Below are 25,992 nucleotides of genomic sequence, written 5' to 3'. Positions count from 1 at the left end.
GTTGGCTCAGTTCTTGCTCTTGCGGCCGAGTTTGGAGCGTTCGATCTGGGTGAGGGCGACCTTGCGCATCCGGATCGCGTCGGGGGTGACCTCGACGCACTCGTCCTCGCGGCAGAACTCCAGCGACTGCTCGAGCGACAGCTTGCGGGCCGGCACCAGCTTCTCGAACTCGTCCGCGTTGGAGCGGACGTTGGTCATCTTCTTTTCCTTGGTGATGTTGACGTCCATGTCGTCGGAGCGCGAGTTCTCGCCGACGATCATGCCCTCGTACACCTCGGTGGTCGGCTCGACGAACATCGTGCCGCGCTCCTGCAGGTTGATCATCGCGTACGACGTGGCCGCGCCGGACCGGTCCGAGACCAGGGAACCGCTCGGCCGCGTGCGCAGCTCGCCGAACCACGGCTCGTACCCCTCGAACACGTGGTGCGCGATGCCGGTACCGCGGGTGTCGGTGAGGAACTCGGTCCGGAACCCGATCAGGCCGCGGGCCGGGACCAGGAACTCCATCCGGACCCATCCGGTGCCGTGGTTGGTCATCTGCTCCATCCGGCCCTTGCGGACCGCGAGCAGCTGCGTGACGGTGCCGAGGTACTCCTCGGGGCAGTCGATCGTCAGCCGCTCGACCGGCTCGTGCCGCTTGCCGTCGATCTCGCGGGTGACCACCTGCGGCTTGCCGACGGTCAGCTCGTAGCCCTCGCGGCGCATCTGCTCGACCAGGATGGCCAGCGCCAGTTCGCCACGGCCCTGCACCTCCCAGGCGTCCGGGCGCTCGGTCGGCAGCACCTTCAGCGAGACGTTGCCGACCAGCTCGCGGTCCAGCCGGTCCTTGACCAGCCGTGCGGTCACCTTGGTGCCCTTGGTCCGGCCGGCCAGCGGTGAGGTGTTGGTGCCGATCGTCATCGAGATGGCCGGCTCGTCCACGGTGATCAGCGGCAGCGGCTTGGGGTTGTCCGGGTCGGTCAGGGTGTCGCCGATCATGATCTCCGGGATGCCGGCGATCGCGACGATGTCACCCGGGCCGGCCGAGTCGCCGGGCACACGCTCGAGCGCCTCGGTGACCAGCAGTTCGGTGATCTTCACCTTCTGGATCGAGCCGTCGTGGCGGCACCAGGCGACCTGCGCGCCCTTCTTCAGCGTGCCTTCGTGCACCCGGACCAGCGCGAGGCGGCCGAGGAACGGCGAGGCGTCCAGGTTGGTGACGTGGGCCTGCAGCGGCGCGCCTTCGGTGTACTCCGGGGCCGGCACGTTCGCCAGAATCGTCTCGAACAGCGGCTCGAGGTCCTCGGAGTCAGGCATCCCGCCGTCGGCCGGCTGGGTCAGCGACGCGCGGCCCGCCCGCGCGGAGGCGTAGACGACGGGGAAGTCCAGCGCGCCCTGGTCGGCGTCGTGGTCGAGCAGGTCGAGGAACAGCTCGTACGTCTCGTCGACGACCTCGGAGATCCGGGCGTCGGGACGGTCGACCTTGTTGACGACCAGGATGACCGGCATCTGCCGCGCCAGCGCCTTGCGCAGCACGAACCGGGTCTGCGGCAGCGGGCCTTCGGAGGCGTCCACCAGCAGCACGATCGCGTCGACCATCGACAGACCGCGCTCGACCTCGCCACCGAAGTCGGCGTGGCCGGGGGTGTCGATGATGTTCAGCGTCATCTGCTCGCCGTTGGCCATCTTGTGCCGGACGGCGGTGTTCTTGGCGAGGATCGTGATGCCCTTCTCACGCTCCAGGTCGCCGGAGTCCATCGCCCGCTCGTCGACGTGCTGGTGGGCACCGAAAGCGCCGGACTGCCACAGCATCGCGTCGACGAGGGTGGTCTTCCCGTGGTCGACGTGGGCCACGATCGCGACGTTGCGCAGGTCGTTACGGACAGGCATGAAGGAGCGCTCCAAAGTCATCGGAAGGTGTGGGCGGTGGCTACGGCTGGGTTCACGTGCCACTCGACACAGGGCGCAGCGTCTCCATCTTACCGGTTACCGACGGTGTCCAGAAAACCGGGCTGACCTTTGACATTTGTTGACTGGACGTCCAGTCTATAAACGGCGCCTGGGGAGGGGCCGTAACCACGGGGGGTCAGCCCGAGGCGCCGGGCACGAGGATGGGGGTTGCCCGGCGCTTCAGGGTTCGACCAGGAGAGGAATCCGTGCCGAGATCGGCCACCGTCAACCAGGAGATGCGCGAACGCTCCCGCGAACGCATCCTGGCGGCGGCGCTGGAGGTCTTCGCCGCCAACGGGTACGAGGCCGCCTCGATCTCCGACATCACCACCGCGGCGGGCGTCTCCCGCGGCCTGGTCTCGTACTACTTCGCCACCAAAGAACAGCTGGCGGCCGAGCTGCTGGACCGCTGGCTGGACGGCATCGCCGGCATCCTGACCATCCAGGGAACACCGGATGAACGTCTGGCCGGCATCATCGACGGCGCCCTGATGGCGGCCGCGACCACACTGCACGTCCAGCGGCTCGCGATCAGCCTGATGATGCAGCCCACCACGCACGACGTGTTCGCCCGCGTCGAGCAGGCGAAGTCGGACCGGCTCTCGCTGGTCGAGGACGCGATCCGCGACGTCTTCGCGGCCCGCGGCGCCACCGACCCGGCCGTCGAGGAGATGTTGCTAAGGGCAACATTGGAGGGCGTGACGGTCAAACTGGCGATCTACCACCAGACCTTCCCCCTGGAAGCGATCCGCCGCCGCCTGTACGCCGGCTACAACCTGCCCACCCCGGCAACCGCCCTCCCGATCACATCCCCCACCGTCGACCGCCTACGCGCGAAGTGATCCCGCCTGCGTTCAGGCGCGTACGACGGATGGCGTAGGTCGGAAGCCCTCCGGTGGAGGATGCTGCGGCGCATCCTGGACGACAGGGTGGGATGGCATGGAAACCATCTCTCGCAGAACGTTGCTGGCCGGCTCGGCGCTCGGTGTCGCCGCGGCCGGGCTCGGAACGACAGCCGGCTATGCAACCGACAACAAAGTCACCCGGTGGATCACCGAGAACGCCAAGCCGATCTCCGAACTCGACGTCGGCAACGCGCAGATCGTCGGTCTCGGTGAAGCCGTCCATGCGACTGCCGAGATCACTCATCTCAAGCTCCGGGTCATCCGCGATCTCGTCGAGCACCACGGGTTCCGCGCGATCGCGTTCGAGGACGACTGGTCTCTCGGCACCCAGTTGAACGACTACGTTCTCACCGGCCGCGGCGACCTGTACGCATTGATGGGCCAGCTGAGCACCGAGGCCCGCACGCACGAGAACGCCGAGCTCTTCGAGTACCTCCGCGCGTACAACGCCACGCATCGCGACAAGGTTCGGTTCGCGGGTTCGGAGTACTTCTCGACCCGGCGTCTCTCGTACGACGCCGTCGCCGAGTACGTCGCCCGCCGCGCACCGCACCGGCTGGCCGAGCTCCACCGCGGTCTGGACCCGATCCGCCCGACCACCGACGACATGGGCGCGTACGTCCAGTGGTACTGGCAGCAGGTCAAGGACAAAGCGCCGTACGTCGCCAAGGCGCGCGCCGTCTACTCGCTGGTCCGGGATCTACCGCACCGGCACAACGACCGCGACTACGCGATCACCGAGCACCACGCGCGCCAGATCCGCTCGTTCTACACGGCATTCAGCCTGCCCCAAGACCAGAACTGGATGTACCGCGATGCCCGCGCCCGCGGAGAACGTCCGCTGGTGGCACAGCTTCACGCGCAACAAGGTCGTCTACTGGGCAGCCAGCGCGCACACCGCCAACGCTCCCCACCTACAGGTCAGCGAACCACCGGTAGCCTTCCGCAGCGCCGGCTCGTACCTCCGCTCCTGGTACGGCGACGACAACTTCCTCCTGGATCTCCGCGCGCAGCCTCAACCCGCACCGGTCCGCGCCTGGCTGCGCAGCACCGCTACGACCCGCGGCTTCCCCGACGCCGGCCCGTCGTCCTACCTGACCGGCGGCAGCCTCGCGGACTGGTTCGACGTCGTACTCCACACCCGCGAAGTCACGCCGACCCACCCACTGGTCAGCTGAACGTCGCTGCGTGCGGCCGGACCGCGCCGACCACGTTGTCTCCGCCTGTGAGGTCGAAGTGGAGGTGCTTCTCGATCGTCTCGTTGGTGATGCCGAGGCGCTGGAGGGTTGCCGCCATCACGACCTTGCGGGCGCGCGGCGTACCGTCCTCGAGTTTCAGCGCGATGCCGGTGCCGTCCGCGAGCCCGACGGCGTACACGCCCTCGGCGCCGGCCTTGCAGAACAGACCGTTGACGGCCCGCATCAGTTCGGCCTCGTCGCGCGTACTCCCGCTGGCGTACTCGGGGTACGCGCGGAACGCCTGCGCGATCCGGCCCTCCTGGGTGTCCGTGGCCGCGGCGGCGAACAGGCCGAACGAGCGGGCCAGGCCCGAGAGCGTGAGCGCGAAGATCGGGGCGCCGCAGCCGTCGATCGCGACGTGCGAGACCTTCTCGCCGGCGACGTCCTCGATCGCGGCGCGGATCTCCTTCTGCAGCGGGTGATCCGGCGAGCGGTAGGTCTTGAGGTCCCAGTCGTTGAGCGTGCTGGTCAGCAGCATCGCGGCGTGCTTGCCGGAGCAGTTCATCACAATCCGCTCCTTGCCGTGGCCGGCCTTGACCCAGGCGTCCCGGGTGTCGTCGTCCAACGGGTACGCGACCGGGGTCAGCAGCGCGGTCTCGTCGAGACCGGCCTTCGCGAGGATCTGCCGTACGCCGTCGACGTGGAACTGCTCGCCGGAGTGCGACGCGCCCGCGAGCGCGAGGAGCTCGTCGGTCAGCGGCAGACCGTTGCGGAGCATGCCGAGGGCCTGCATGGGTTTGTTGGACGAGCGCGGGAACATCGGCTCGTCCACGATGCCGACGGCCCAGTCCACGCTGCCGTCGGGATGCGTCACCACGACGGAGCCGCGGTGGTGGCCTTCGACGAAGTCGCTGCGGACGACGTCGGCCAGGATCACAGGTTCGGTCACGGCTGAACTGTACAGGTGCAAAATGCCGTGTTGCGAATGATTCCCCTCACAGCCGCGAGCGCACGTGCAGCCCCGCCTCGGGGTCGACCAGGACCTCCTGGCTCGCCTTCACCGTCGGCTGATCTGCCGCGACCACGTCCAGCACGGCCTCTGGATCGACGTTGCGCTTCACCACAGCCAACGCAATCGGCCCGAGCTCGTGGTGCCGAGCCGCCGACCCGATGACCCCGACCTGCTTCTCCCCTGCCAGTACGGCGTCCCCGTGGGCCGGTAGGCGGTCCACCGAACCATCCAGGTGCAGCCGCACCAACCGCCGCGGCGGCCGGCCGAGGTTGTGCACCCGCGCGACCGTCTCCTGCCCGCGGTAGCAGCCCTTGTCCAGATGTACGCCGACACCGAGCCAGCCGAGCTCGTTCGGGATCGCGCGCTCGTCCGTGTCGAGAGTGAACCGCGGCGCGCCCGCCTCGATCCTGAGCGCCTCGTACGCCCAGACTCCCGCGGCCGGACCGTCCAGGCCGGCCAGCTCGGCGCGCGGCAGGAAGACCTCGTGCCCTCCCAACGAGTCCTCACCGGCGCGGGTCAGGTGCTCGCCCTCCGCAGTACCGGGCCGCCAGATGATCGCGTAGTCGTCGGTCACATCGGCGATCTCGACGCGCGACATGAAGACCATCTTCTGCAGCCAGTCGACAAGGGCCTCGGCCGCGCCCGGCTCGGTGTGCAACCAGAACGTCTCCCCGTCGTCCACGCCGTACATCACATGCTCGACGTGCCCGGTCGGCGAGAGCAGGAGCGCGGTCGTCGACGTACCAGGCTTGAGGCCCTCGAAGTACTGCGTGGTCAGCGCGTGCAGCCAGGTCAGCCGGTCCGGGCCGGTGATCGTGACCACGTCGCGGTGCGACAGATCGACGAAGGCCTGGCCGGCGACGATGGCCCGCTGTTCGCGGAGATCCGAGCCGTAGTGGGCCGCGACGCCGGCGTCGATTCCGTCGGCCTCGACCGCGCCGGGCCGGTCCAGCAGGGGGCTGCGCTTGCGTGACATGTCACCAGAGTACGTCGAGCGGCGTACGGCGAACGCCTCCCGTCGTGGGATGTGGACAGACCCTTCGCACCGCGAGGCTGGAGTCATCAAAACAACGGAGGGAGCAGGGTGATGAGCGACAGGGCATTCCGGTTCGGCGTGGCAGGGAGTCCGACGACCGGTGCGGAGTGGGTGAAGACGGCCCGGCAGGCCGCGGACCTCGGGTTCTCGACCGTTCTGATGCCGGACGGGCTTCAGCTCCCGGCGCCGTTCTCGTCCCTTGCGATGGCGGCCGCGGTCGCCGACATCCGGGTCGGCACCTTCGTCGCGGCCGCGCCGCTGCGGACGCCGCGGCAGGCCGCCTGGGAGGCGCACACCCTGACCGTGCTGACCGACGGGCGGTTCGAGTTCGGCATCGGCACCGGCCGTCCGGTCGCGGAGCAGCAGACGGCCGAGGTCGGCCTGCGATGGGGAACCGCCCGCGAGCGGCGGGAGCAGGTCATCGAGACCCTCGACCTGCTGCGCGAGCTCGACGGCGAGCGCCGTACGCCGATCATGCTGGCCGCCGGTGGACCGAAGGCGCTCGCGCTGGCGGCCGAGCGCGCCGACATCGTCTCGATCGCCAAGGACGCGACCACTCCCCGCTCGGAGGTTGCGGCCGTCGCGCACGAGTTGCGCGCGTTGGCCGGCGACCGCGCCGACGACATCGAGCTCGCGATGAACCTGCTTGCCGCCGGCACCCGCCCGCTGCCGCCGTGGACCAAACGCGCCTCCGGCGTCGACCCCGACGAGCTCGAGGCGATGGACTCGTTGATGCTGCTCCGCGGCACCCCGCAGGAGATGGCCGACGAGCTCCAGCGCCGCCGCGACCAGATCGGCGCCAGCTACATCAGCGTCAACTCCGGCTACCTGGAGGACTTTGCGCCCGTCATCGAACTCCTCGCCGGGAAGTAATAGACGGATCCCCAGGCCATCACAATTCGTGCCCGCCCGGCCGGCGCCGCGGGGGACGCCACCGGCGCGGCAATTGTGATGGCCTGGGGATCCGCAAGCACGACGCTGCCCGCCGGTCTGTGGCCCGGCGGGCAGCGCGTGGAGGGGTGGGAAGTGGACTAGTGGTCGGACTGACGCGCCTCGACCGGCTCCGGTACGTCGCCGGCGTGGGTGTCGCCGGCGGCGAAGGCGACCTCGTCGAACGGATCGTTGCCGGCGAACACCTGCTGCGCCTGCTCCTTGTCGAACTCGCCGACCCAGTGGCCGACCAGGACCGTCGCGACCGCGTTGCCGGCGAAGTTCGTCAGCGCGCGGGCCTCGGACATGAAGCGGTCGATGCCGACGATCAGGCCGACGCCGTCGAGCAGTTCGGGCCGGTGCGACTGCAGACCGCCGGCCAGCGTGGCGAGGCCCGCGCCGGTGACACCGGCGGCGCCCTTCGAGGCGACGATCATGAACACCAGCAGCGAGATCTGCTGCCCTAGCGAGAACGGCTGGTCCATCGCCTCGGCGATGAACAGCGACGCCATCGTCAGGTAGATCGCGGTGCCGTCCAGGTTGAAGGAGTAGCCGGTCGGAACGGTGATGCCGACGACCTCCTTGCTGACACCGACATGCTCCATCTTGCCGATCAGCCGCGGCAGCGCGGTCTCCGACGACGAGGTCGACACGATCAGCAGGAACTCGCGGCCTAGGTACCGCAGCAGCTGGAAGATCGAGACCCCGGTGACCACCCGCAGAATGGTGCCGAGGACAACGACCACGAACAGCAGGCAGGTGATGTAGAAGGCGACCATGATCATCGCGAGGCTGCGGAGCGCCTGGCCGCCGGCGGCGCCGACGACGGTCGCGATGGCGCCGAAAGCGCCGACCGGGGCAGCCCACATGATCATCGACAGCACCTTGAACAGCAGCCGCTGGAAGTGGCCGATGCCGGTCAGGATCGGCGTACCCTTGCTGCCCATCGTCTGCAGCGCGAAGCCGACCAGCAGGGCGACGAAGACGGCCTGCAGCACCTCGCCCTCGGTCAGCGACGACAGGATGGTCTTCGGGATGATGCCGAGCAGAAAGTCCGTGGTGCCTTCGTGCGCGCCGGCGGCCTGCTGCTGGCCGGTCTTGCGCAGCGCGTCGGTGAGGTTCAGGCCGGAACCGGGCTTGACCAGGTTGCCGACCACGAGGCCGATGGCGAGCGCGACCGTCGACATCACCAGGAAGTAGACGAGGGCGAGACCTCCCACCTTGCCGACGCTGGCGGCCTTGCGGACCGAGCCGATTCCGAGCACCAGGGTGCAGAAGATGATCGGGCTGATCATCATCTTGATCAGGTTCACGAACCCGGTGCCGAGCGGTTTCAGCTCGACCGCGAAGTCCGGGAACAGGAATCCGACACCGATGCCGAGCAGGACGGCGACGATGACGGCGATGTAGAGGAAATGGGTCCGGTCGTTGCGGACCGGAGTCGGACGGGGTTCGGTCGGGCTCGACATGGTGGGACTCCCTGTATCGGCCTGGCGGAGGGGTGGTTGGGGCCTGGTGAGTAACTGTGACGTGACGCACAGGAGAAGTGCTCATTTCGTTCATATCGTTCGCAGTGCCGGTTAGGGGCAAACTGTCCGCATGCGACACCGTCCGTGGGAGCTGCGCCGCCAGGTGCTCTGGCTGCAGACCGTCACGGTCACCGTCCTGATCGCGATGGTGTGGATCGTGATGGTCAGCCGGTCCCGGGCCCAGGCCCTGCGGGACGCGGCGGTCACCGGCCTGGCCGCGCCGGGCTGGTGGGAGCTGGCCCGGCTCGACCTGCGCTCGATGCTCGGGATCGCGAGCCTGATGCTCGGGGTCGCGATCGCCGGCAACGCGCTCGTCACCTGGCGGGTACGGCGCGCAACGCGCGGGGTGGGCACGCAGTCGCTGGCCCGGATGCTCGACTTCTACGAGGGCGTCCTGCACGCCGCGCGCGAAGGGCTGATCCTGCTGGACCTCGACGGGCGGGTCCAGCTCGCGAACGACGAGGCCCTACAGCTCCTCGGGCTGCGCTTCGTTGCCCCAGGTACGCCGTTGGAAGAGCTGCATCTCGGCGCCCCGCTGGCCGAACTGCTCGCGACCGGGCGGACGGCGTACGACGAACTGCACCTCGGCGCGCAGGGCGTCGTCGTCGTGAACCAGCAGCCGTCGGGCCGCGGGCGGATCGTCACACTGCGGGATCACACCGAGCTGCAGCGGCTGCTCGGTGAGCTGGACGCCGTCCGGAGTCTGGCGGAATCGCTGCAGGCACAGAACCACGAGGCGTCGAACCGGTTGCACACGGTCGTCAGCCTGATCGAGATCGGGCGGCCGGAGCGGGCGCGGGAGTTCGCGGTGTCGGAGCTGCAGTTCGCGCAGGCGATGACGGACCGGGTCGTGGGTACGGTCGGCGATCCGGTGCTGGCATCGTTGCTGCTGGCGAAGTTGGCGCAGGCACAGGAGCGCGGCGTGGTCCTCACGCTCGATCTCGGGCAGGAACAGCTGAACACGCGACTGCCGGCGCAGGACGTGGTGACCGTAGTCGGAAACCTTCTGGACAACGCGATCGAGGCCGCGCGGGGTGGGCCCGCGCCGCGGAAGGTCGAGTTCCGGGCGGCCGCCTTGGCGGATGCGATCGACCTGATCGTGACGAACACCGGCGCCGAGCTGGGATCGGTGGAGCTGGCCCACATGTTCGAGCGCGGATGGACCACGAAGGCCGAGCCCGGGCACGGGTTGGGGCTGGTGCTGGTGCGGAGCACGGTGGAGCGGTGGCAGGGTTCTCTGATGGTCGATCCGGATTCCGAGCTGGACGAAGTACCGGCGCTGACCGTGCGGGTCCGGCTGCCGCGGGCGGTGAGCGCGAGTGCCTGACCTGCGCGTACTCGTCGTCGAGGACGATCCCGTCGCCGCGGAGGCCCACCGCACCTACGTCGAACGGCTGGCCGGGTTCACCTGCATCGGGATCGCCGGTACTGCGGGGCGGGCGCTGCAGGTGCTCTCCCGCGGCGGCGTGGACGTCGTACTGCTCGACATGCACCTGCCGGACGGGCACGGGCTGGACATCGTCCGGCGGATGCGTGCCCTCGGCAACCAAACCGACGTGGTCGCGGTGACATCGGCCCGCGAGGTCGCGGCGGTGCAGGCGGCGGCGCGGATCGGGGTCGTGCAGTACGTGCTGAAGCCGTTCGCGTTCGAGACCTTGCGGGACCGGTTGTCGGCGTACGCCCGCCAGCGCCGCGCCGCCGAGGCAGGACAGGTGGTCGCGGACCAGGACGAGGTCGACCGCTTGTTGCATCCGGCAACCTTGTCGTCGGTGCCGAAAGGCTTGGCCGGTTCGGTTCTGGACCGCGTCGTCCAACTGCTCGCGGACCGCGAGGGCTGGACGGCCGAGGAAGTGGCGACGTCTTTGGGCACGTCCCGGATCACTGCTCGGCGCTACCTCGAGCACCTGGCCGACCAGGGCCAAGCCTTGCGGACCCAACGCTACGACGGCCGCAGCGGCCGCCCAAAGGTCGAGTACTCCTGGGTGGCCGAAAGCTAACGTCCGAAGAAGGGGCGAAACGTCTGCGCGGTTCTTCGGACGAAATGGATCGCGAGTGGATCAGGAGCGGACGAGGGTGGCCCAGAGGTGGGGTTGGAGGGACTGGCCTTCCGCGGCCATGTCGTACGCCCAGAGCAGCTCACCGTTGACCAGGCCGTACAGGCGGTGGCCGGCGGTGACCTCCTTGGCCGTCACGGTGCGCGCGACGACGTCCGTCTGGAGCTCGATCTTGGCGCCGTCGATATCGCCGTACCAGATCTCGGCGAAGCCGGTCGGGTGCGCCAGGATCACCTCGACCTTGTTGTCCGGCTGCGGCCGCCAGAAGCCGGTCTCGACCGCGAGCGGGCGCTGCTTGGTGCCGTCCTCGCCGACGACGAACGTCTGGCTGACGTAGTGCAGGTACGGCTTGCCGTTGTGGCTGAAGTCGATCTGCTGCCCGAACTCGAACTTCTCGATCGTCGGGTAGTCGCCGTGCCCGCGGCCCTCCCACCGACCGAGCAGCCAGGCCAGCGGCATCAGGTCGGGGTGCAGATCCTGCGGGATCTCGAACGCCATCGCGATCAGCTCGCGTTGCGGCCGCGATACAGCCGGTAGACGACGAACGCCGAGAACCAGCCCATGAACACACAGACCAGGATCAACAGCGAGGTGAAGACAACGTGCAGCACGCCCGACAGTCTAGAGGATCCCCCCGCCCGCCCTCCCCCACCACAGCGTGACATCCCGCACCCCACCAAACACCCCACCATCCGCCAGCGCGGCCTCCCGCAGGCCGGTGAGCAGGCTGTCTTCGGCTAGCGTGGCGGAATGTCCCGCACGCTGGTGATCAAGTTGACCGCAGGCGCCGACGAACTTGAGCGCGCCAACCAGGCCTTCACCGTCGCCGCCTCGGCCGTCGCGGCCGGTGCCACGGTCTCACTCTGGTTGACCGGCGAGGCCGTGTGGTTCGCCGTACCCGGACGCGCGGAGACCTTCGAACTCCCCCACGCCGCACCGCTGACCGATCTGCTCGCCGCGGTCCTGGAAGGCGGTCAACTCACGGTCTGCACCCAGTGCGCCAAACGCCGCGACCTGACCGAAACCGACCTCCGCCCCGGCACCCGCATAGCCGGCGCCCCCACCTTCACCGAAGAAATCCTCACCGAAAACACCCAAGCAATCGTCTACTGACACACCACGGTCCGCGGACTCCAGAAGCCCGCGGACCGTCACGTCTCGACGCTGCCCGGCGCTGGTTGGCGCTCGTTGGTGACCGTCGTCGGCTAGCCGCGGCCGCGGCCGCCGTCGTCGCCTCGGCCTCGGTCGCCCCGGGTGCGGTCTTCCGTGCGCTGCGCGGCCGGGGTGCCCGGGCGCTCGCTGGTCGCGACGCCGCCGCCCTCGCGGCTGGTCGCACCGGCGGCGGGTGCGTGACCGGTTTGGGTCCGCTCCAAGGTGGCACGCTCGTTGGGCGGAATCTCCTGGCCTGGAGCGTTCCCCTGGCCGTTCTCGCGCAGGTCGTCGAGCACTGGCTCCTCGGCCGGGCGCCATTGGGTGCTTTGGGCCTGGCTCTCCTGTCCACCTTGGCTCGGGCCTTGTTCGTCGGAGCCGAGTGAGGCGCTCTCGTCCACCGCGCTCTGCGAGGCGTTGGCGAGCTGCTGTGTGTTCGGACCGCTCGGCTGCTGGCCCGCCTGGCTGGGCGCCTGCTCGCCCATCTCTTGCCCGGACGTCTGCTGCGGTCCTTGCTCGGGCGCATCAACCTGCTGCGCCTGCACCGGCTCCGCCTGGACCGGCTCTGCCTGCACCGACTGAGGCTCCTGCCCCGGGCCGGACACCTGCTGATCCGGGCCGGCTGACTGGTCGGCATCGGCCTGCTGCTCGTTGTCGGCGCCGATCGTCCCGTCCTGCAGTGCGCCGTCCTGGTCGAGGCCGTCCTGCTGCTGGCCGTCCGCGCCGATCGTCTCGTCGCGCACTACGCCGTCCTGATCGACGAACTCACCACCCTGGTCGAGGCCGCCCTGCTCGGCCACGTCAGTGCCGGCCTGCTGCTCGTTATCGGCCCCGATCGTCTCGTCGCGCAGTACCCCGTCCTGATCGACGAACTCACCACCCTGGTCGAGGCCATCCTGCTCAGCCCCGTCAGTGCCGGCCTGCTGCTCGTTATCGGCCCCGATCGTCTCGTCGCGCAGTACCCCGTCCTGATCGACGAACTCACCACCCTGGTCGAGGCCATCCTGCTCAGCCCCGTCAGTGCCGGCCTGCTGCTCGTTGTCCGCGCCGATCGTCTCGTCGCGCAGCACGCCGTCCTGATCGACGAACTCACCATCCTGGTCGAGGCCGTCCTGCTGCTGGCCCTCCGCGCCGATCGTCTCGTCGCGCAGCACGCCGTCCTGATCGACGAACTCACCACCCTGGTCGAGGCCATCCTGCTCAGCCCCGTCAGTGCCGGCCTGCTGCTCGTTGTCGGCATCGAGATCCTGCTGGTCCTCCCGCAGGTCGGCGGCGTGCGCTTCGTCCAGCTTGTCGTCGACCTCCTCGGCCACGAGGGCGGCGGTGCCTGCGGTCGCGAGGTCGGCGCCATCCACGCCGTCGCCCCGGTCGTTGCGCTGCGAGTCGTCCTGCTCCCGCTTGAGCCTCGCTTGCTCCGCCTCGCCCCGCGCTTGCTCACGATTTCGGGCAGCTTCGGCCTCCGCGTCGGCAGTCGCGTTCAGCTGCGCGTCCGCTTCGGCCCGCTGCGCCGGGTCCGAGATGTTGTCGTGGTCCTGGTCCATCAGTTCTCTGACGTCATCGTTGGGGATGCCGTCGAGGTCGTCGTCGTTGTTCAGCTCGGCGGCCTGCTGACGGAGACGTTCGTCGGCGGCGACCCGCTGCCGCTCCAGATCCGCGGCCTGATCTCGGAGGCTGGCATTCTGCGCCTCGAGGTCCGCACTCAACGCCGCCGCGTTGGCCGCTTCCTCCATGCCCCGGGTGCGCTCATCCCCGGGGAGATCCCGGGTTGGGGCGTTGGCATTCTCACGCCAGCTGCGGTCGTTGAGCGCCGCCTCCATCCGCGCACGCGTCTGCTGCTGGCGCGAAAGGAGGTTCATCAGCGCCCGGCCGCCCCGCCTGAGGCTCTGAAGGACCGCCATCGCACGGTGGTACCCCTGGATGATCTCCTGGAGCAGGTCTTCCTGACCTTCAGCCATCAGGCCACCTCGCTGGCGTAGACGGAGTATCCGAAGCCGGCGGCAGTGTCCTCCGGGCCCGGCTGGGACGCATACAGGTGGATCTCGGCTCCCGGCCGGAGCCAGACGGCCAGGTGGCGGCGGCGATCGCGCCACTCGGGCGGAACCCGGAGGTCGCTTCCCGGCCCGACGAAGACCGGCGGTCCCCAGTAGCGGCGCGCGAGCTCGAGCTGATCCGGCCAGTGGTCGTCGAGACCTTCCTCGGCCAGCGGCAACTCACCCGCAGCGATGTCGTACGCCGACCAGCCGCTCCGCGGGCTCTCCGGCAGCACCGCGTCCGGGAGCACGAGCATGACCGTCTCGCGCGGGGTGACCAGGCCCCACGTGTAGCGGTCGGGGTCGATGTTGCCCGGCGCCCACGGACGCCAGCCGGTCGCGGCGGTAACGCGGTTCACCAGGGCGCGGATCGCGTCCATGCCGGTGGCCGGCGGGCCCCAGATCGATCCCCAGTCCGCGACCTCGGCAAGATCCGCCATCGCGCGCTCGTCATCCTCGGACGACCGCTCCTGCGTCTTCACTCCGCCTCACTCCTTTCGCCCCAGTCCGCCAAGAGATCAGTCCGCCCAGAAACAGTCCAGCCAGAGATCAGTTCGCTCAGAGTATGCCCCGATCGGTACCACCATCCGGGCTACAGACGCAGACCTGTGGATAACTGTTCCGTTCGCGAGCAGTAATACGCCGTTCGCGAGCAGTAACCGATGGACGCCGTACAGACGTCCGCCGCGGAGTTGTAGTGGAAACATGAAGCTCCCGGCGCCGCCGACCGAGAAGTCGTTCCCGTCTCCCCTGCACCACCCGCGGGTGGCGACGGTGCTGGGCCGCTGGCTCGGCCTGGTGGTCGTGATCTGCTTCCTCACCGGGCTGTACAGCCACTTCCAGCAGGACACCCCGAGCTGGCTGCCCGTCCCGAGTCGTCCGGCGGCGCTGTACCGCGTCACGCAGGGCCTGCACGTCCTGAGCGGGACCGTTGCGGTCCCGTTGCTGCTGGCAAAGTTGTGGACGGTCTACCCGAAGCTGTTCGCGAAGCTGCCGTGGCCGCCGAGCCGGAAGGCCGCCGCGACGATGCTCGAGCGGGCGTCGATCCTGGTGCTGGTGTCGGCGATGGCGCTCGAGCTGTTCATCGGGTTCCTGAACACCCTGCAGTGGTACCCGTGGCCGTTCCCGTTCCGGCAGACGCATTACGCGCTGGCCTGGATCATCGTCGGCGCGCTGCTCGTGCACATCGCCGTCAAGCTCCCGTTGATCCGGACGAACTGGCGGCGCCTGGCCGAGATCGTCCCGGACTCCTTGCCGCCGGCAATCTCCGGTCTCACCCGGCGCGGCCTGTTCCGGACCGTCGCCGGCGCGGCGGCGCTGGTAGGCATCACCTCGGTCGGCCAGTCCGTACCTGCGCTCGGCCCGGTCGCCGTACTCGCGCCACGGAAGCCGAACATCGGCCCGCAAGGACTTCCGGTCAACCGTACGGCGGAAGCGGCCGGTGTCACCGGGATCGGGCCGGACTGGCGGTTCACCGTCGTCGGACCGCGATCGCTGTCGTACAGCCTCGACGAGTTGCAGCAGCTTCCGCAGAGTCGGTCAGCGTTGCCGATCGCCTGCGTAGAGGGCTGGAGCCAAGGCGGGCGATGGGAGGGCGTGCGGATCCGCGACCTGCTCGAGCTGTGTGGCGCCCCGGCGCACTCCCGGGTGCGGGTGGTGTCGATGGAGAAGGGCGGGTTCTACGCGACCAGTGAGCTGCCGGAGCAGTTCGCCGCCGATCCGCTGACGTTGCTGGCGCTCCGGCTCAACGGGTCGGAGCTGGCGCTGGACCACGGCTTCCCGGCCCGCATCATCGCGCCCAACCGGCCAGGTGTGCTGCAGACCAAATGGGTGCACCGGCTGGAGGTCATCGCATGAAGCTGCGGATCGGGCTGGCAACTGTCGGCGTACTGACAGGCCTGTGGGGTCTCTGGAAGCTGCTCAGCGCTCTGGACCCACCCGCGTTGATCCGATTGCCGATCTGGCTCGGCGGGGCGGTTGTCGCCGACGACTTCTTCCTGGTTCCCCTGACTGTGAGCCTGGGCTGGCTCGTGACGCGGTGGTCGATCCGCCCGGGCGGCCATCGGACTGCGGGTGCGATCAGAACGACCTTGCTGTACGTCGGCATCACCAGCCTGATCGCGGTGCCCCTACTCCTGCGCCAGGGCAAGGGTGTGAACCCGACGGTCCTGCCCCGCGACTACCTCCGCGACTGGTTATTGCTAGAGGCAACGATCATCGCGGCCGGGATCGCCGGCTACTTCATCGCTTCACGTTCAAGAGGTCGCGGGCCTCGTCCGGCGACATCGGCGGCCGTTGCGCGAGTGTGGCGAGGGCGGCCGCGCGTTCGACGAGCTCCGCGTTGTGAGTGACCGGCTGCCCCTTCGCCAGCGTCAGCGTGTCCTCCATACCGACGCGGAGGTTGCCGCCCTTCGACAGGGCCGCCAGCGCGACCGTCAGCGCCGTACGGCCGATGCCGGTGGCGGACCAGGAGGTGACCGCGTCGGGCAGGGCGTTGACGGCGGCGACCAGCGCGTCCGCCGTACCGGGCATGCCGCCGGGGACACCCATGACCAGATCGCAATGCACGCGTCCGCCGTACGGGAGGCCGTACTTGCCGAGCAGCCGGTGCAGTGCGGCGACATGGCCGAGGTCGAACAGCTCGAACTCGGGCACGACCTCGCGCTCCTGGGTGAGCTGGTAGAGCTGGGTGACGAACGGCCACGGGTTCATGAACACGTCGTCGCCGAAGTTGACCGTCCCCATGGTCAGCGAGCAGGAGTCGGGTACGGCGTCGAGCACCCGGAGCCGGTGGTCGTACGGATCGGTGACCGCGCCGCCGGTGGAGAGCTGGACGATCAGCGCGGTGTTCTCCCGGACCGCAGCGACAGTCTCCGTGAGCCGGCCGAGGTCCAGGGTCGGCTTGTGCTCCGCGTCGCGGATGTGGATGTGGATCATCGCCGCCCCGGCGGCCTCGCACCGCTTCGCGGTCTCGACCAGCTCGTCGAGCGTGGTCGGCAACGCCGGGCAGTCCGCCTTCGCGGTCTCGGCACCGGTGGGAGCAACAGTGATCAGAGTCGACGCCATGGAGGAATCCTGCCAGATCGGGGTCAGTAAAGGATATTTGCCGGTAGATGGGTTACATCACCGGACGATCTCCGGCAGGGCAGGATGTTCCCATGAGAGCCGTAGTACAGCGAGTCAGTCGGGCAGCGGTGACTGTCGACGGCGAGGTGGTCGGGGCGATCGACGGGCCCGGACTGCTCGTCCTGCTCGGCGTCACCCACGACGACACCGTCGAGAAGGCGGCCGCGCTGGCCGCGAAGATCTGGACCCTGCGCATCCTGCACGACGAACGCTCCGCCGCCGACGAGCAGGCGCCGATCCTCGCCATCAGTCAGTTCACTCTGTACGCCGATACGCGGAAAGGCCGCCGCCCCTCGTGGAGCGCCGCCGCACCCGGCCCGGTCTCCGAACCGCTCTACGACTCGTTCTGCACGGCGCTCGAGAAGCTGGGCGCCAAGGTGGAGCGCGGCCGCTTCGGCGCGGACATGCAGGTCGCCCTCACCAACGACGGCCCGGTCACCCTGATCCTGGACGCATAAGACAAAGGACCGGCCCCCGGATCCGTGCAGGATCCGGGGGCCGGTGTGCTCTGGGTCGGTGAGGTTCGACTCAGATGGTGTCCGCTGAGATCAGCTGACGACGCCGGCGGCCGAGTGGCCGACGACAACCTTGGTGTTCAGGCTGTAGACGTCGATCACCAGAGCGTTCACCGCGATGTACCGCTTCTGCCGCAGGACCTGGTTGAAGGTCAGCCGCGCGATACCCGGGATGTTCAGCGTCTTGTTCTCGCCGGTCGGGACCGCGTAGGACTTGCCGCCGACCTTGATCGAGGCAATGGTCGACGACGAGCTCACGCCGGCCTTGTTGTCCTTGGTCTTCCACGCCGACGCGGAGGACTCGATCGCGCCGATGGACAGGCTGCCCACCTTCACGCCCGCGACGTGCGAGGTGAAGTTGATGTAGGACTTGTTCGCACCGATGGCGCCGTTCTTGGTGGTGTAGACACCGCCGACGTAGGCGACCTTCGGGATGTTCAGCTCGCCGACCGCGACCCGGACCGTCTTGCCCTCAGTGCCCTGGCAGGTGGTCTGAAGGGACGTCGCGTCGGAGACGACCAGCTTGTCGGCCGTGGCCTTGGTACCGAAGGCGTCACCGATGACCAGCGCGGTCGCCGGCTTGGAGATCTCCGCGCGGGTCTTCAGCACCGCGACGTCGACGCCCTGCGGGATGTACTGGTTCTTCACCGTGGCGTGCAGCACGACCGCCTGCGCGTACGAGTAGATGCCGGAAGCGGTCTTCACGCCGCCGACCCGGTTCAGCACGATGTAGCCGAGACCCGGAACCGCGATCTTGGTGTTCCACTTCGGCTTGAGCAGCGACGGCACCGCGATCGCACCGATCTTCACGCCCGCGAACGTGGTGTCGCCGGTGTACGACAGCTGGCCCTTCGAGTACTTCGCCGTCGTGGTGGTCTTCACGCCGGTGAGCGTGAGCAGGTTGCCGACACGGATGTCGGCGGCCGTCGCGGTGCTGGTGACGCCCGTCCCGCTCTTGTTGTCGAAGGCATGCGTGTCGGTCTTCACCGAGCGTGCGATCGCCTGGTTGTTCACGTTCGCCGTGCTGAGGTCGTTCTTGTCAGCCTTGTGGGCGTCGGTGGTGCAACCAAACTTGCTGATGACCTGCGGGCCGCTGTTGGCCAGGCCGGATTCGACGTCGGTGCCGTACGAGTAACCGCTGTATCCGAAAACCGGCGAGGCGGACGCCGAACCCGAGGTCAGCGCGATCGTAGAAGCCACGCCGACAACCGCCGCAACTCCGACGGCAGCGAGCTTCTTGTATCCGATGCGGGGTCGCATTGACCCCTCCTCCCTGAGTGATGACGTGACCCGGAACGCGGGTCAGGACACAGACACAACTCAGCCGATTGCGGTAGGTGACGAGTTGACCCCGCTCCGAGACCGAACCGTTACATTGCTGCTCGGCCGGCGAGATTTCTCCCGCCTGGCCGTAACTCGGCTGCGATGACCGGAGAATCCCTGCCGGGTAAGCGATTTGGGCATGCCAAGGGGCCCGGACGCGCAAGGTCCGGGCCCCTCGGTGCTTACTTCAGGGTGGGCCACCAGCGGGTGGAGGTGGCACCTTCTGTAACGAACGACCGGTCAGACGGTGACGGCCACTTCCGCGACCTCGCCGTACTGCGCGACCACCTGACGGTCGACCGGGTCGGCCTTCGGGGCCAGCGTGCGCAGCGTCCAGCTCCCCGGCGCCGCGAAGAACCGGAAGTGCCCGGTGGCCGAGGTCGGCACCTCGGCGGTGAACTCACCGGTGGAGTCCAGCAGCCGCACGTACGCGCCGCCGACCGGCTCCTCGCCGCGTAGCACCTGGCCCTGGATCACGGCTTCCTTGTCGACGTCGACACCCTTGAGGTCGAGGCCGCCCTTCGTTGCTCCACACATGTGTCAGGCCTTTCCGGGTTCGTCGCCGAGGGCAACGGGTACGCCGACCAGCGAACCCCACTCGGTCCAGGAACCGTCGTAGTTCTTGACGTTCGCCTGACCGAGGATCTCGTGCAGCACGAACCAGGTGTGCGCCGAGCGCTCGCCGATCCGGCAGTACGCGATGGTGTCCTTGCCGAAGTCCACGCCGGCGTCGGCGTACAGGGTCTTCAGCTCCTCGTCGGCGCGGAACGTGCCGTCGTCGTTGGCCGCCTTGCTCCACGGGATGCTGGCCGCGGTCGGGATGTGACCCGCGCGCTGCGCCTGCTCCTGCGGGAGGTGGGCCGGGGCGAGCAGCCGGCCGGCGTACTCGTCGGGGCTGCGGACGTCGACCAGGTTCTTCACGCCGATGGCCTCGCCGACCTCGTCGCGGAAGGCGCGGATCTCCAGGTTCGGCTCCTTCGCCTGATACTCGGTGGCCTCGCGCTTGACGACCTCGTCGGTCAGCTCGCGGCTGTCCAGCTCCCAGCGCTTGCGGCCGCCGTCGAGCAGGCGGACGTCACCGTGGCCGTAGAGCTTGAAGTACCAGTACGCGTACGCCGCGAACCAGTTGTTGTTGCCGCCGTACAGCACGACCGTGTCGTCGTTCTTGACGCCCCGGCCGGACAGCAGCGCGCTGAACTGCTCCTGGTTGACGAAGTCCCGCCGGACCGCGTCCTGCAGGTCGTCCTTCCAGTCCAGCTTGATCGCACCGGCGATGTGGCCGGCGTCGTACGCCGAGACGTCTTCGTCGACCTCGATCAGGACGACACCGGCGTCGTTCTTGTGCTCCTCGACCCAGTCGGCCGAGACGAGCGCGGATTCCCTGCTCATGTGTGCTGCCTCTCAGTTGGTAGCGGTGGATGGCGTACGAATGCGGTGGATCAGCAGATAGGCCTCGCACCCGAGGCAGAGCCCGACGGCCGCGTTCACGAACGCTGCGACCAGGGCGAATCCGGTGGCGACCACGCCCAGCACGGTGACACCGGTCAGGTACCCGATCAGACCGGCGACCGCGAAGACGAGGCCGACCAGCTGGGCGAACCGCGGCGGGGCCGCGTCCTCCAGCTCCTTCGGCGGACCCAGCTGGGGCCGGATCAGCCGCTTGAACAATTGCCCGTACGGCGAAGCCTGGACGCCGAACGCGACCGAGATCGCGAACACCACGGCTTGCACCGCGAGCGGCCACGGGTTGTTCAGGACGAGCGTCAACGCCAGGACGACCGTGGTCACCCCGGCCGCGAACCGGAGCCCGCGGGGATCGGCCTTCTGTGTCGCCGGTGCTTCGGACATGACGACTCCTGCGAGGAGGAGGGCTGTCGAGCCGGACCCGCCCGGGTGTGCGGGGAGACGACGTACGCGAAACCGTGCTCAGCGACCGGTTTCGCAGCGCTCGGGACGCCGCCTGGTCAGCGGCGTCGACACAGCGATGAGCGCACGCGGCAGTTGTCCACTGCCCTGCGCTTCGTCAGCCATGTCGTGTAAACCACGGATCGAGCGTACGGAACCCAGCCGGACCTGCCGACCGTGGTCCCACTACCTGAGACAACTGATCACATGGTGGTATCAGGTTCGGACCACGTTGGTCTTGGCCACCTTGTCGTGCAGCGCCTGCTTCTTGTCGTCCCAGAGCGGCCAGAGGTAGTTGATCAGCGCGATGAAGCCGACCAGCGTGCCGACCAGCGGGATCACGCCGAGCACGCTGAGCGCGATCTCGAAGCCGTACCGCTTGGCCACCGCGCTGCCGGGCGGGTTGCCCGGGGCGTCCCGCAGCCGGACCGCGATCCCGAGCGCCATCTTGCCCGGGGTCGCGCCCTTCTTGGTCAGGAACAGGTACTCGTACGCGAACGACACCACGAAACCGATCAGCAGCGCCGGGATCATCCACTTGTAGACCTCGGGCGGCAGGGTGGTCGTGGTCGTCGGGGTGCCGGCCTCGGCCTGGTCCATGACGGTCTTGAAGTAGTCCAGGAGAATCTGGGAGTACTTGTAGTAGAAGTAGCCGGTGAGCGGCAGTCCGACGATGCCGACGATGATCGAGTCGATGATCCGGGCGAACACCCGCCGCCACCAGCCGGAGAGCATCTGCCCGTCCGGAGTGGTGTGCGGACGCTTGCCGGGGTAGCCGTAGCCCTGCTGTTGCGGGTGACCGCCGGGGCCGTACTGCCCGTACTGCGGCTGCTGACCGAACTGCTGGGGCTGCTGCGGTCCGGCGTACTGCCCGTACTGCGGCTGTTGCTGGGGCGGAGCGTACTGGCCGTACTGCGGTTGCACCGGCTGAGCCGGCTGGCTCGGCGCAGCATTGCTGCCGCCGTACACCTGCCCGTGCTGAGCGGCCTCGCCGTACTGCGGTGCGCCGCCGAACTGCCCTTGGTACGGCGGTGGGCCCTGCTGTGCACGGTGCTGATCCGTCCAGGTGCTGCCGTCCCAGTACCGCTGCTGGGTCGGGTCCTGAGGGTCGTCGTACCAACCGGCTGGAGAGCTCACCTGCAGAGTCTTGCTTACGCGCAGGTGCACGCGCCATTCGGTGGCACGTACCGGACGGTGGTCAGCTGGCCTGGCGGTCCAGCGCTGCCGCGAGCGCGGCGATCACGTCCGGCTTCCGCGGTGCTCCGCTGGCGCGCTTCACGACCGCGCCGGTGCTGTCCAGGACCAGCGTGGTCGGCGTACGCAGGATGTCCAGCCGCCGCACGAGCTCCAGGTGGGACTCCGCGTCCAGCTCGACATGGCGCACTCCGTCGACCATGCCCTCGACCTCGGCAAGTGTCCGCCGGGTCGCCCGGCACGGTGCACAGAACGCCGACGAGAACTGCAGCAAGGTCGCTCGCTGCCCCAGCTCGCCACCGAGCTCGGCAGCCGTCACCCGCTCCACGTCGTCCTCGCTCTTCCCGCGAAAGCGCCCGTCAACCCAGGCCTTGAGCGCACTGAGCACCACGCCGGCGGCCACAGCCCCGACCAGCACCCACACACCAAGACTCACAGCTACCCACGGTACGACCCCTCATCCACCTTTCAACCACCCGTTCCACCCACTGAGAACCAGGTCGCAGAACACGCAGGCGTTCCTTCGGGGATTCTGTCTTAATTAGGCCTGTGGAGACTGGGTTGACGGTGCGGGCCGGGGTGGTGATTCCGGAGGGCGAGCTGGCGTGGCGGTTCTCGCGGTCGGGTGGACCGGGTGGGCAGTCGGTGAACACCACGGACAGCCGGGTCGAGCTCAGCTTCGACGTGGCGGGTACGTCGGCGTTGAGCGACGTACTGAAGACGCGGGCGCTGGAGCGACTGCAGTCGCGGCTGGTCGACGGGGTCGTGACGATCGCGGCCTCGGAGTACAAGTCGCAGTGGCGCAACCGGGAGGCGGCCCGGGAGCGGCTGGCGGTGCTGATGCGGGAGGCGATCGCTCCGCCGCCCCGGAAACGGCGTCCCACCAAACCTTCGAAAGGGTCGGTGCGCCGACGGCTGGACGACAAGAAGCGCCGCGGCCAGACGAAGCGTCTGCGCGGCCGACCGGACGACTGACGCGGCCCTCTGGCTGGTTACGCTGGCCGGCGTGCAGGAAACGGGGACCGGGGGGTCGGGGCAGGAGTCGGGGCAGGAGGAGCCGGAAGAGCTCCCGGAGTTCCAGGATCTCAAGGTGCGCGGCCGCTCGGTCCGGACGTGGTCGATCAGCGCCGTCGCCGTACTCCTGGCGATCTCCGCGGCCTTCGGCGGCCTGAAGAAGGCCGGCACCGAAACTCCGCACGTGGACGCCGGCACCGCGATCGACACCGGGCAGTTCGAGGTCACCATCCAGCGCGTCGTCACCGTGAAGGACCTGAAGCCTCTGTTCACCCCGGACGACGGCGGTGCGCTGATCGCGGTCGTGACCAAGCTGAAGGTCACCGACGACACCGGTACGACCCCGCCGTCGGACCTGATCCGGCTGATCGGCGTACCCGGCGTGAAGGACACCGACCCGCCGCTCGGCACCACCAACCTCCGCGACCAGACCATGAACCCGGTTCTCACCCCGGACGCCGGCGAGGACGTGGCCTACGTCTGGAAGCTGCCGAAGGCCACCCAGCTGCCGACCCAGGTCAACCTCACCGTGCAGGGCTACGAGAACGAGGACGAGTCGATCCTCGACCACCACGAGAAGTGGCTGCCGGACAAGGTCGTCGCGGACAGCACGGTCAAGGTGAAGGACAACACGAAGTGAGGCCCCGGAAGCTCCTCAACATCGGCCTCACCCTCGCCGTGCTGGTCGCGATCGTCGGCCTCTACCGCCTCACGCCGACACAGAAGGACATCCAGGACCCCACGCCGGTGAAGGGCATCATCGGCCGCACCGTGAAGACGCCGCGGTTCGACCTGACCGTCAACGACGTCCGCGTCGCCAAGAAACTCCGCGTCCCGCACTCGACCCCGGACCGGGACACACTGACCGACTTCGTGGTGGTCGACGCGACCGTCACCGCCACCCGCGAACCGATCCACGTCTCCAACGTCCGGATCAGGTCCGCCGACGGGGTCACGTATCTCGGTGCCAACCGCAACGGTCTCGACGAGGTCGACCTGACCGGCACCGAACTCGCGCCGGACATCCCGGTCCGGGGCTCCTTCGTGGTCGAGATGCCGGCCGACAAGGTGCCCGGGGCAACTTTGCAGGTGATGGAGAAGTCGATCCTGAACGACCTGGAGCCCCAGGTCACCGTCCCGCTCGGCCCCGACCCTGTGAAAGTGCAGGACGTCGTGGCCCTGACCGTGGCGAGCGACACATGACCGCCGCACGCCGGGCCCGACGCGGCTGGCTCCGGAAGAACACCGCCGCACTCGCCACACTGGTGCTGGCGATCCCGCTGGCCGGCTGGTGGACCACCCGCAGCGATTACAAGTCCTGGTACGACGCTGAGCCCCGCGATCCCGTCCTCGTGTCGGCCGGCGGCACGTCGTACAACGGTGCGACGTGGTACGGCGCCAGCGTCGAGCAGGACCCGCAGCCGGCGCGCACCGGTCTCGGCGACTCGGACCAGGACGCCCTGCCGGACGGGACCACGCGGATCCGCGTGTACTACCGCATCCAGGTGGACAAGCTGTCCGCGCTCGACGGGCTCGGCGGCTGCCAGATGCACCTGCGCGCACCGGACGGGCGGATCTGGGACGACACCGTGGTCGCGGACGACTACCAGGACCGTCCGACCGGGTGCACCGGCGGGTACGACGACAAGCCGGAGAGCTGGCGTGGACAGTTGGCGCAGTACTACGTGAAGCCGGTGGCCGGGAGGCCGTTCGAGACGGTCGCGGTGTTCGTCGTACCGTCCTCGGTCGCCGGCAGCGTGCAGCCGACGATCACCTTCGCTACGAAGCTCCCTCAGTACCTGGCATTCCCGAGGTAGCCGCACTCAGGTCGGTGACGCCGTGGTCGCCTCCCGACTGCTCATGGACCGCGCGGGTCCGCGGCGTCAGGTAGCCGGCCAGGCCGCCGATCATCCGGTCGTAGGCGGCCGCGAGCAGGCTGACCTGCAGCGCGATCTTGAGACCGTCGGTGATCAGGTTCAGCGGCTCGTCGATGACCAGCCAGAACTGCAGCGTGTGCGGACCGAGCACCCACAGCTTGAGCGCGATCCACACCGCGCTGGCAGCGAACGTGACGACCGCCCAGGCCAGGAAGTACCCCAGCATCGGCCGCAGCCCCGAGCGGACGACCAGCCGGAACGCGTTCATCACCGGGATCCAGCGGTCCTTCCAGTCGGAGACCACCGAGTTCCCGGCGACGCGGACGATCCGCGGCGTCTGCTGCCAACGCTGGGTGATCCGGTCGAACCGCCAGCGCGGCTTGTCGAGCGTCTGCACGACGCGGCCGTAGATGACCGCGGTCATCGTGATCCACATCAGCGGTAGCACTGCGGCGTCCCAGAGATCGCCGATGCCGGCGGCGACGAAGCCGGTGACCGCGTCCCACACCTCACGGACCTGATCGACGCCGAGCACGTGGTCGAGCACCCAGCTGTACCCGTCGTGCAGCCACTGCCAGACCACGCGTTCCTTCAGCCAGGTCATGGGTGGCGGGATGACCGACGTCGCCTGGTACACGACCACGAAGATCCACAGCGCCTCGAGATAGGTGACGAACAGCTTGCGGACCGGCCCTTCCTTCTCCTTCTTCCACTTCTTGAACACGAAGCGGAGCAGGTACGCCGTCACGCCGAGGCCGAGGAACAACCAGGTGGACAGGGACTGCAGACCCTGTGACGGCTGCGGCACCGTACCGCCGTTCAGAACGGTCGCAGCGGTCTCGTTGACCTTGTGGACGGCGAGTTGGTACTCGTAGTCGAGCGCCTCGTTCTGCAGGAACTTGTACGCCGCGTAGAACGCCAGGAACGGGAGCAGCGCCGCAGCGATCGCATCGAGCGGCTTGTGTTCGTTGCCAGGCTCCATGCCGTCCGGAGCAAGCATGCCTTCGGCAACTGCCCGCCGATGGAAGGGCAGCTCACCACGCAGGATCAGGAACATGGCGACATACATCGCCAGGGACACGACGACGAGCAGCGCCAGTACTGCGATGCCGGCGGCCTCCGCCTTGTCCCCTGCTTGCACCGCGACCCACTGCAGACCCCGGTGCGCCAGCTGCGCCACCAGAAAGACCGCGAACAGGCGCGGCCAGGCCTTCCCGAACAGGACCCCCGCCCGCCCCACCGTAGTGAGTAGCGTCCCCGACTCCATCGCCACGGGCCGAATCTAC

The 25,992-nt window shown here is 68.6% G+C and carries 27 protein-coding genes and 1 pseudogene; 13 read left to right on the top strand and 15 right to left on the bottom strand.

Translation table 11 applies throughout. The annotated features are described in order from the left end of the window. Window positions 1-6 precede the first annotated feature (6 nt). On the bottom strand, window positions 7-1,869 hold the full coding sequence (typA, locus tag OHA18_RS19520; RefSeq protein WP_329005570.1) for a translational GTPase TypA: 1,863 nt from the start codon (window positions 1,867-1,869) through the stop codon (window positions 7-9). A gap of 266 nt (window positions 1,870-2,135) precedes the next feature. Here typA and OHA18_RS19515 point away from each other — a divergent pair, with 266 nt between their 5' ends. From OHA18_RS19515 to OHA18_RS19510, 3 genes and pseudogenes are all read left to right on the top strand, one after another. Then, the gene (locus tag OHA18_RS19515) at window positions 2,136-2,771 is read left to right on the top strand and encodes a TetR/AcrR family transcriptional regulator (protein ID WP_329005569.1); all 636 of its coding nucleotides are present in this window, start codon (window positions 2,136-2,138) and stop codon (window positions 2,769-2,771) included. Window positions 2,772-2,868: 97 nt separating this feature from the next. Beyond that, window positions 2,869-3,594: pseudogene (locus OHA18_RS43335) on the top strand (erythromycin esterase family protein); the annotation flags it as partial. 55 nt (window positions 3,595-3,649) lie between these two features. Next, window positions 3,650-4,012, top strand: coding sequence for a hypothetical protein (locus OHA18_RS19510; RefSeq protein WP_329005568.1), 363 nt, complete (start codon window positions 3,650-3,652; stop codon window positions 4,010-4,012). Here OHA18_RS19510 and OHA18_RS19505 read toward each other — a convergent pair. Both OHA18_RS19505 and ygfZ read right to left on the bottom strand, forming a co-directional pair. Then, window positions 4,005-4,961, bottom strand: a complete 957-nt coding sequence (locus OHA18_RS19505; RefSeq protein WP_329005566.1) for an asparaginase — start codon at window positions 4,959-4,961, stop codon at window positions 4,005-4,007. The two genes, OHA18_RS19510 and OHA18_RS19505, sit on opposite strands and share 8 nt — an antisense overlap. Window positions 4,962-5,007: 46 nt before the next feature. Beyond that, window positions 5,008-6,000 (bottom strand): CAF17-like 4Fe-4S cluster assembly/insertion protein YgfZ, encoded by a 993-nt coding sequence (gene ygfZ, locus OHA18_RS19500; RefSeq protein ID WP_329005565.1) that lies wholly within the window; start codon window positions 5,998-6,000, stop codon window positions 5,008-5,010. 111 nt (window positions 6,001-6,111) lie between these two features. Between ygfZ and OHA18_RS19495 the strand changes: the two genes are divergently transcribed. After that, window positions 6,112-6,933, top strand: a complete 822-nt coding sequence (locus OHA18_RS19495; RefSeq protein ID WP_329005564.1) for an LLM class flavin-dependent oxidoreductase — start codon at window positions 6,112-6,114, stop codon at window positions 6,931-6,933. Window positions 6,934-7,091: 158 nt separating this feature from the next. Here OHA18_RS19495 and OHA18_RS19490 read toward each other — a convergent pair whose 3' ends face one another. Beyond that, window positions 7,092-8,459: a cation:dicarboxylate symporter family transporter gene (locus tag OHA18_RS19490; RefSeq protein ID WP_329005563.1), complete on the bottom strand. Its 1,368-nt coding sequence runs from the start codon at window positions 8,457-8,459 to the stop codon at window positions 7,092-7,094. Between the two features lie 130 nt (window positions 8,460-8,589). Between OHA18_RS19490 and OHA18_RS19485 the strand changes: the two genes are divergently transcribed. After that, complete coding sequence (locus OHA18_RS19485) at window positions 8,590-9,846, top strand: sensor histidine kinase (RefSeq protein WP_329005562.1); 1,257 nt, start codon at window positions 8,590-8,592, stop codon at window positions 9,844-9,846. After that, window positions 9,839-10,516 (top strand): response regulator, encoded by a 678-nt coding sequence (locus tag OHA18_RS19480; RefSeq protein ID WP_329005561.1) that lies wholly within the window; start codon window positions 9,839-9,841, stop codon window positions 10,514-10,516. The genes OHA18_RS19485 and OHA18_RS19480 overlap by 8 nt, the downstream gene beginning before the upstream one ends. A 60-nt stretch (window positions 10,517-10,576) precedes the next feature. Here the strand turns inward: OHA18_RS19480 and OHA18_RS19475 are convergent, their stop codons facing one another. Continuing rightward, a complete protein-coding gene (locus tag OHA18_RS19475; protein WP_329005560.1) occupies window positions 10,577-11,071 on the bottom strand; it encodes an FABP family protein in 495 nt (164 codons plus the stop codon). Between the two features lie 252 nt (window positions 11,072-11,323). Here OHA18_RS19475 and OHA18_RS19470 point away from each other — a divergent pair, with 252 nt between their 5' ends. Beyond that, entirely contained in the window at window positions 11,324-11,686 is a 363-nt protein-coding gene (locus OHA18_RS19470; RefSeq protein WP_329005559.1) for a DsrE family protein, read from the top strand. A 92-nt stretch (window positions 11,687-11,778) separates the two neighbouring features. On the opposite strand, the gene OHA18_RS19465 is transcribed toward OHA18_RS19470, so the two are convergent. After that, entirely contained in the window at window positions 11,779-13,620 is a 1,842-nt protein-coding gene (locus OHA18_RS19465) for a hypothetical protein (RefSeq protein WP_329005558.1), read from the bottom strand. Between the two features lie 56 nt (window positions 13,621-13,676). Beyond that, window positions 13,677-14,234: a hypothetical protein gene (locus OHA18_RS19460; protein WP_329005557.1), complete on the bottom strand. Its 558-nt coding sequence runs from the start codon at window positions 14,232-14,234 to the stop codon at window positions 13,677-13,679. A 223-nt stretch (window positions 14,235-14,457) separates the two neighbouring features. Here OHA18_RS19460 and OHA18_RS19455 point away from each other — a divergent pair, with 223 nt between their 5' ends. Beyond that, complete coding sequence (locus OHA18_RS19455) at window positions 14,458-15,609, top strand: molybdopterin-dependent oxidoreductase (protein WP_329005556.1); 1,152 nt, start codon at window positions 14,458-14,460, stop codon at window positions 15,607-15,609. A gap of 384 nt (window positions 15,610-15,993) precedes the next feature. On the opposite strand, the gene OHA18_RS19450 is transcribed toward OHA18_RS19455, so the two are convergent. Further along, the gene (locus OHA18_RS19450) at window positions 15,994-16,818 is read right to left on the bottom strand and encodes a 3-keto-5-aminohexanoate cleavage protein (protein ID WP_329005555.1); all 825 of its coding nucleotides are present in this window, start codon (window positions 16,816-16,818) and stop codon (window positions 15,994-15,996) included. A gap of 92 nt (window positions 16,819-16,910) precedes the next feature. Here OHA18_RS19450 and dtd point away from each other — a divergent pair, with 92 nt between their 5' ends. Further along, complete coding sequence (dtd, locus tag OHA18_RS19445) at window positions 16,911-17,336, top strand: D-aminoacyl-tRNA deacylase (protein ID WP_329005554.1); 426 nt, start codon at window positions 16,911-16,913, stop codon at window positions 17,334-17,336. Window positions 17,337-17,426: 90 nt separating this feature from the next. Here dtd and OHA18_RS19440 read toward each other — a convergent pair whose 3' ends face one another. The 6 genes from OHA18_RS19440 to OHA18_RS19415 form a co-directional block, all read right to left on the bottom strand. Beyond that, window positions 17,427-18,653 carry a choice-of-anchor P family protein gene (locus tag OHA18_RS19440; RefSeq protein WP_329005553.1) on the bottom strand — a complete coding sequence of 409 codons (1,227 nt, stop codon included), beginning with the start codon at window positions 18,651-18,653 and terminating at the stop codon, window positions 17,427-17,429. A 303-nt stretch (window positions 18,654-18,956) separates the two neighbouring features. Next, window positions 18,957-19,253, bottom strand: a complete 297-nt coding sequence (locus tag OHA18_RS19435; protein ID WP_134105618.1) for a DUF1416 domain-containing protein — start codon at window positions 19,251-19,253, stop codon at window positions 18,957-18,959. A 3-nt stretch (window positions 19,254-19,256) separates the two neighbouring features. Further along, window positions 19,257-20,105, bottom strand: coding sequence for a sulfurtransferase (locus OHA18_RS19430; protein ID WP_329005552.1), 849 nt, complete (start codon window positions 20,103-20,105; stop codon window positions 19,257-19,259). Window positions 20,106-20,117: 12 nt separating this feature from the next. Beyond that, entirely contained in the window at window positions 20,118-20,564 is a 447-nt protein-coding gene (locus OHA18_RS19425; protein ID WP_329005549.1) for a DUF4395 domain-containing protein, read from the bottom strand. A gap of 273 nt (window positions 20,565-20,837) precedes the next feature. Further along, a complete protein-coding gene (locus tag OHA18_RS19420; RefSeq protein WP_329005548.1) occupies window positions 20,838-21,758 on the bottom strand; it encodes an RDD family protein in 921 nt (306 codons plus the stop codon). 61 nt (window positions 21,759-21,819) lie between these two features. Continuing rightward, window positions 21,820-22,251 (bottom strand): TlpA family protein disulfide reductase, encoded by a 432-nt coding sequence (locus OHA18_RS19415; RefSeq protein ID WP_329005547.1) that lies wholly within the window; start codon window positions 22,249-22,251, stop codon window positions 21,820-21,822. 113 nt (window positions 22,252-22,364) lie between these two features. On the opposite strand from OHA18_RS19415, the gene arfB reads away from it, so the two are divergent. From arfB to OHA18_RS19395, 4 genes are read left to right on the top strand one after another with little or no spacing between them, the layout of a single operon-like run. After that, on the top strand, window positions 22,365-22,790 hold the full coding sequence (gene arfB / locus OHA18_RS19410) for an alternative ribosome rescue aminoacyl-tRNA hydrolase ArfB (RefSeq protein WP_329005545.1): 426 nt from the start codon (window positions 22,365-22,367) through the stop codon (window positions 22,788-22,790). A 31-nt stretch (window positions 22,791-22,821) separates the two neighbouring features. Beyond that, the gene (locus OHA18_RS19405; protein ID WP_329005543.1) at window positions 22,822-23,469 is read left to right on the top strand and encodes a hypothetical protein; all 648 of its coding nucleotides are present in this window, start codon (window positions 22,822-22,824) and stop codon (window positions 23,467-23,469) included. Further along, complete coding sequence (locus OHA18_RS19400; protein WP_329005542.1) at window positions 23,466-24,032, top strand: hypothetical protein; 567 nt, start codon at window positions 23,466-23,468, stop codon at window positions 24,030-24,032. The genes OHA18_RS19405 and OHA18_RS19400 overlap by 4 nt, the downstream gene beginning before the upstream one ends. After that, window positions 24,029-24,646, top strand: a complete 618-nt coding sequence (locus OHA18_RS19395) for a hypothetical protein (protein WP_329005540.1) — start codon at window positions 24,029-24,031, stop codon at window positions 24,644-24,646. The genes OHA18_RS19400 and OHA18_RS19395 overlap by 4 nt, the downstream gene beginning before the upstream one ends. Here OHA18_RS19395 and OHA18_RS19390 read toward each other — a convergent pair. After that, window positions 24,609-25,973, bottom strand: coding sequence for a hypothetical protein (locus OHA18_RS19390; RefSeq protein ID WP_329006136.1), 1,365 nt, complete (start codon window positions 25,971-25,973; stop codon window positions 24,609-24,611). The two genes, OHA18_RS19395 and OHA18_RS19390, sit on opposite strands and share 38 nt — an antisense overlap. Window positions 25,974-25,992: the final 19 nt, after the last annotated feature.

It is taken from the genome of Kribbella sp. NBC_00709 (assembly GCF_036226565.1).
Lineage (GTDB): Bacteria > Actinomycetota > Actinomycetes > Propionibacteriales > Kribbellaceae > Kribbella.
This window is presented reverse-complemented; position numbering and strand designations above follow the sequence as displayed.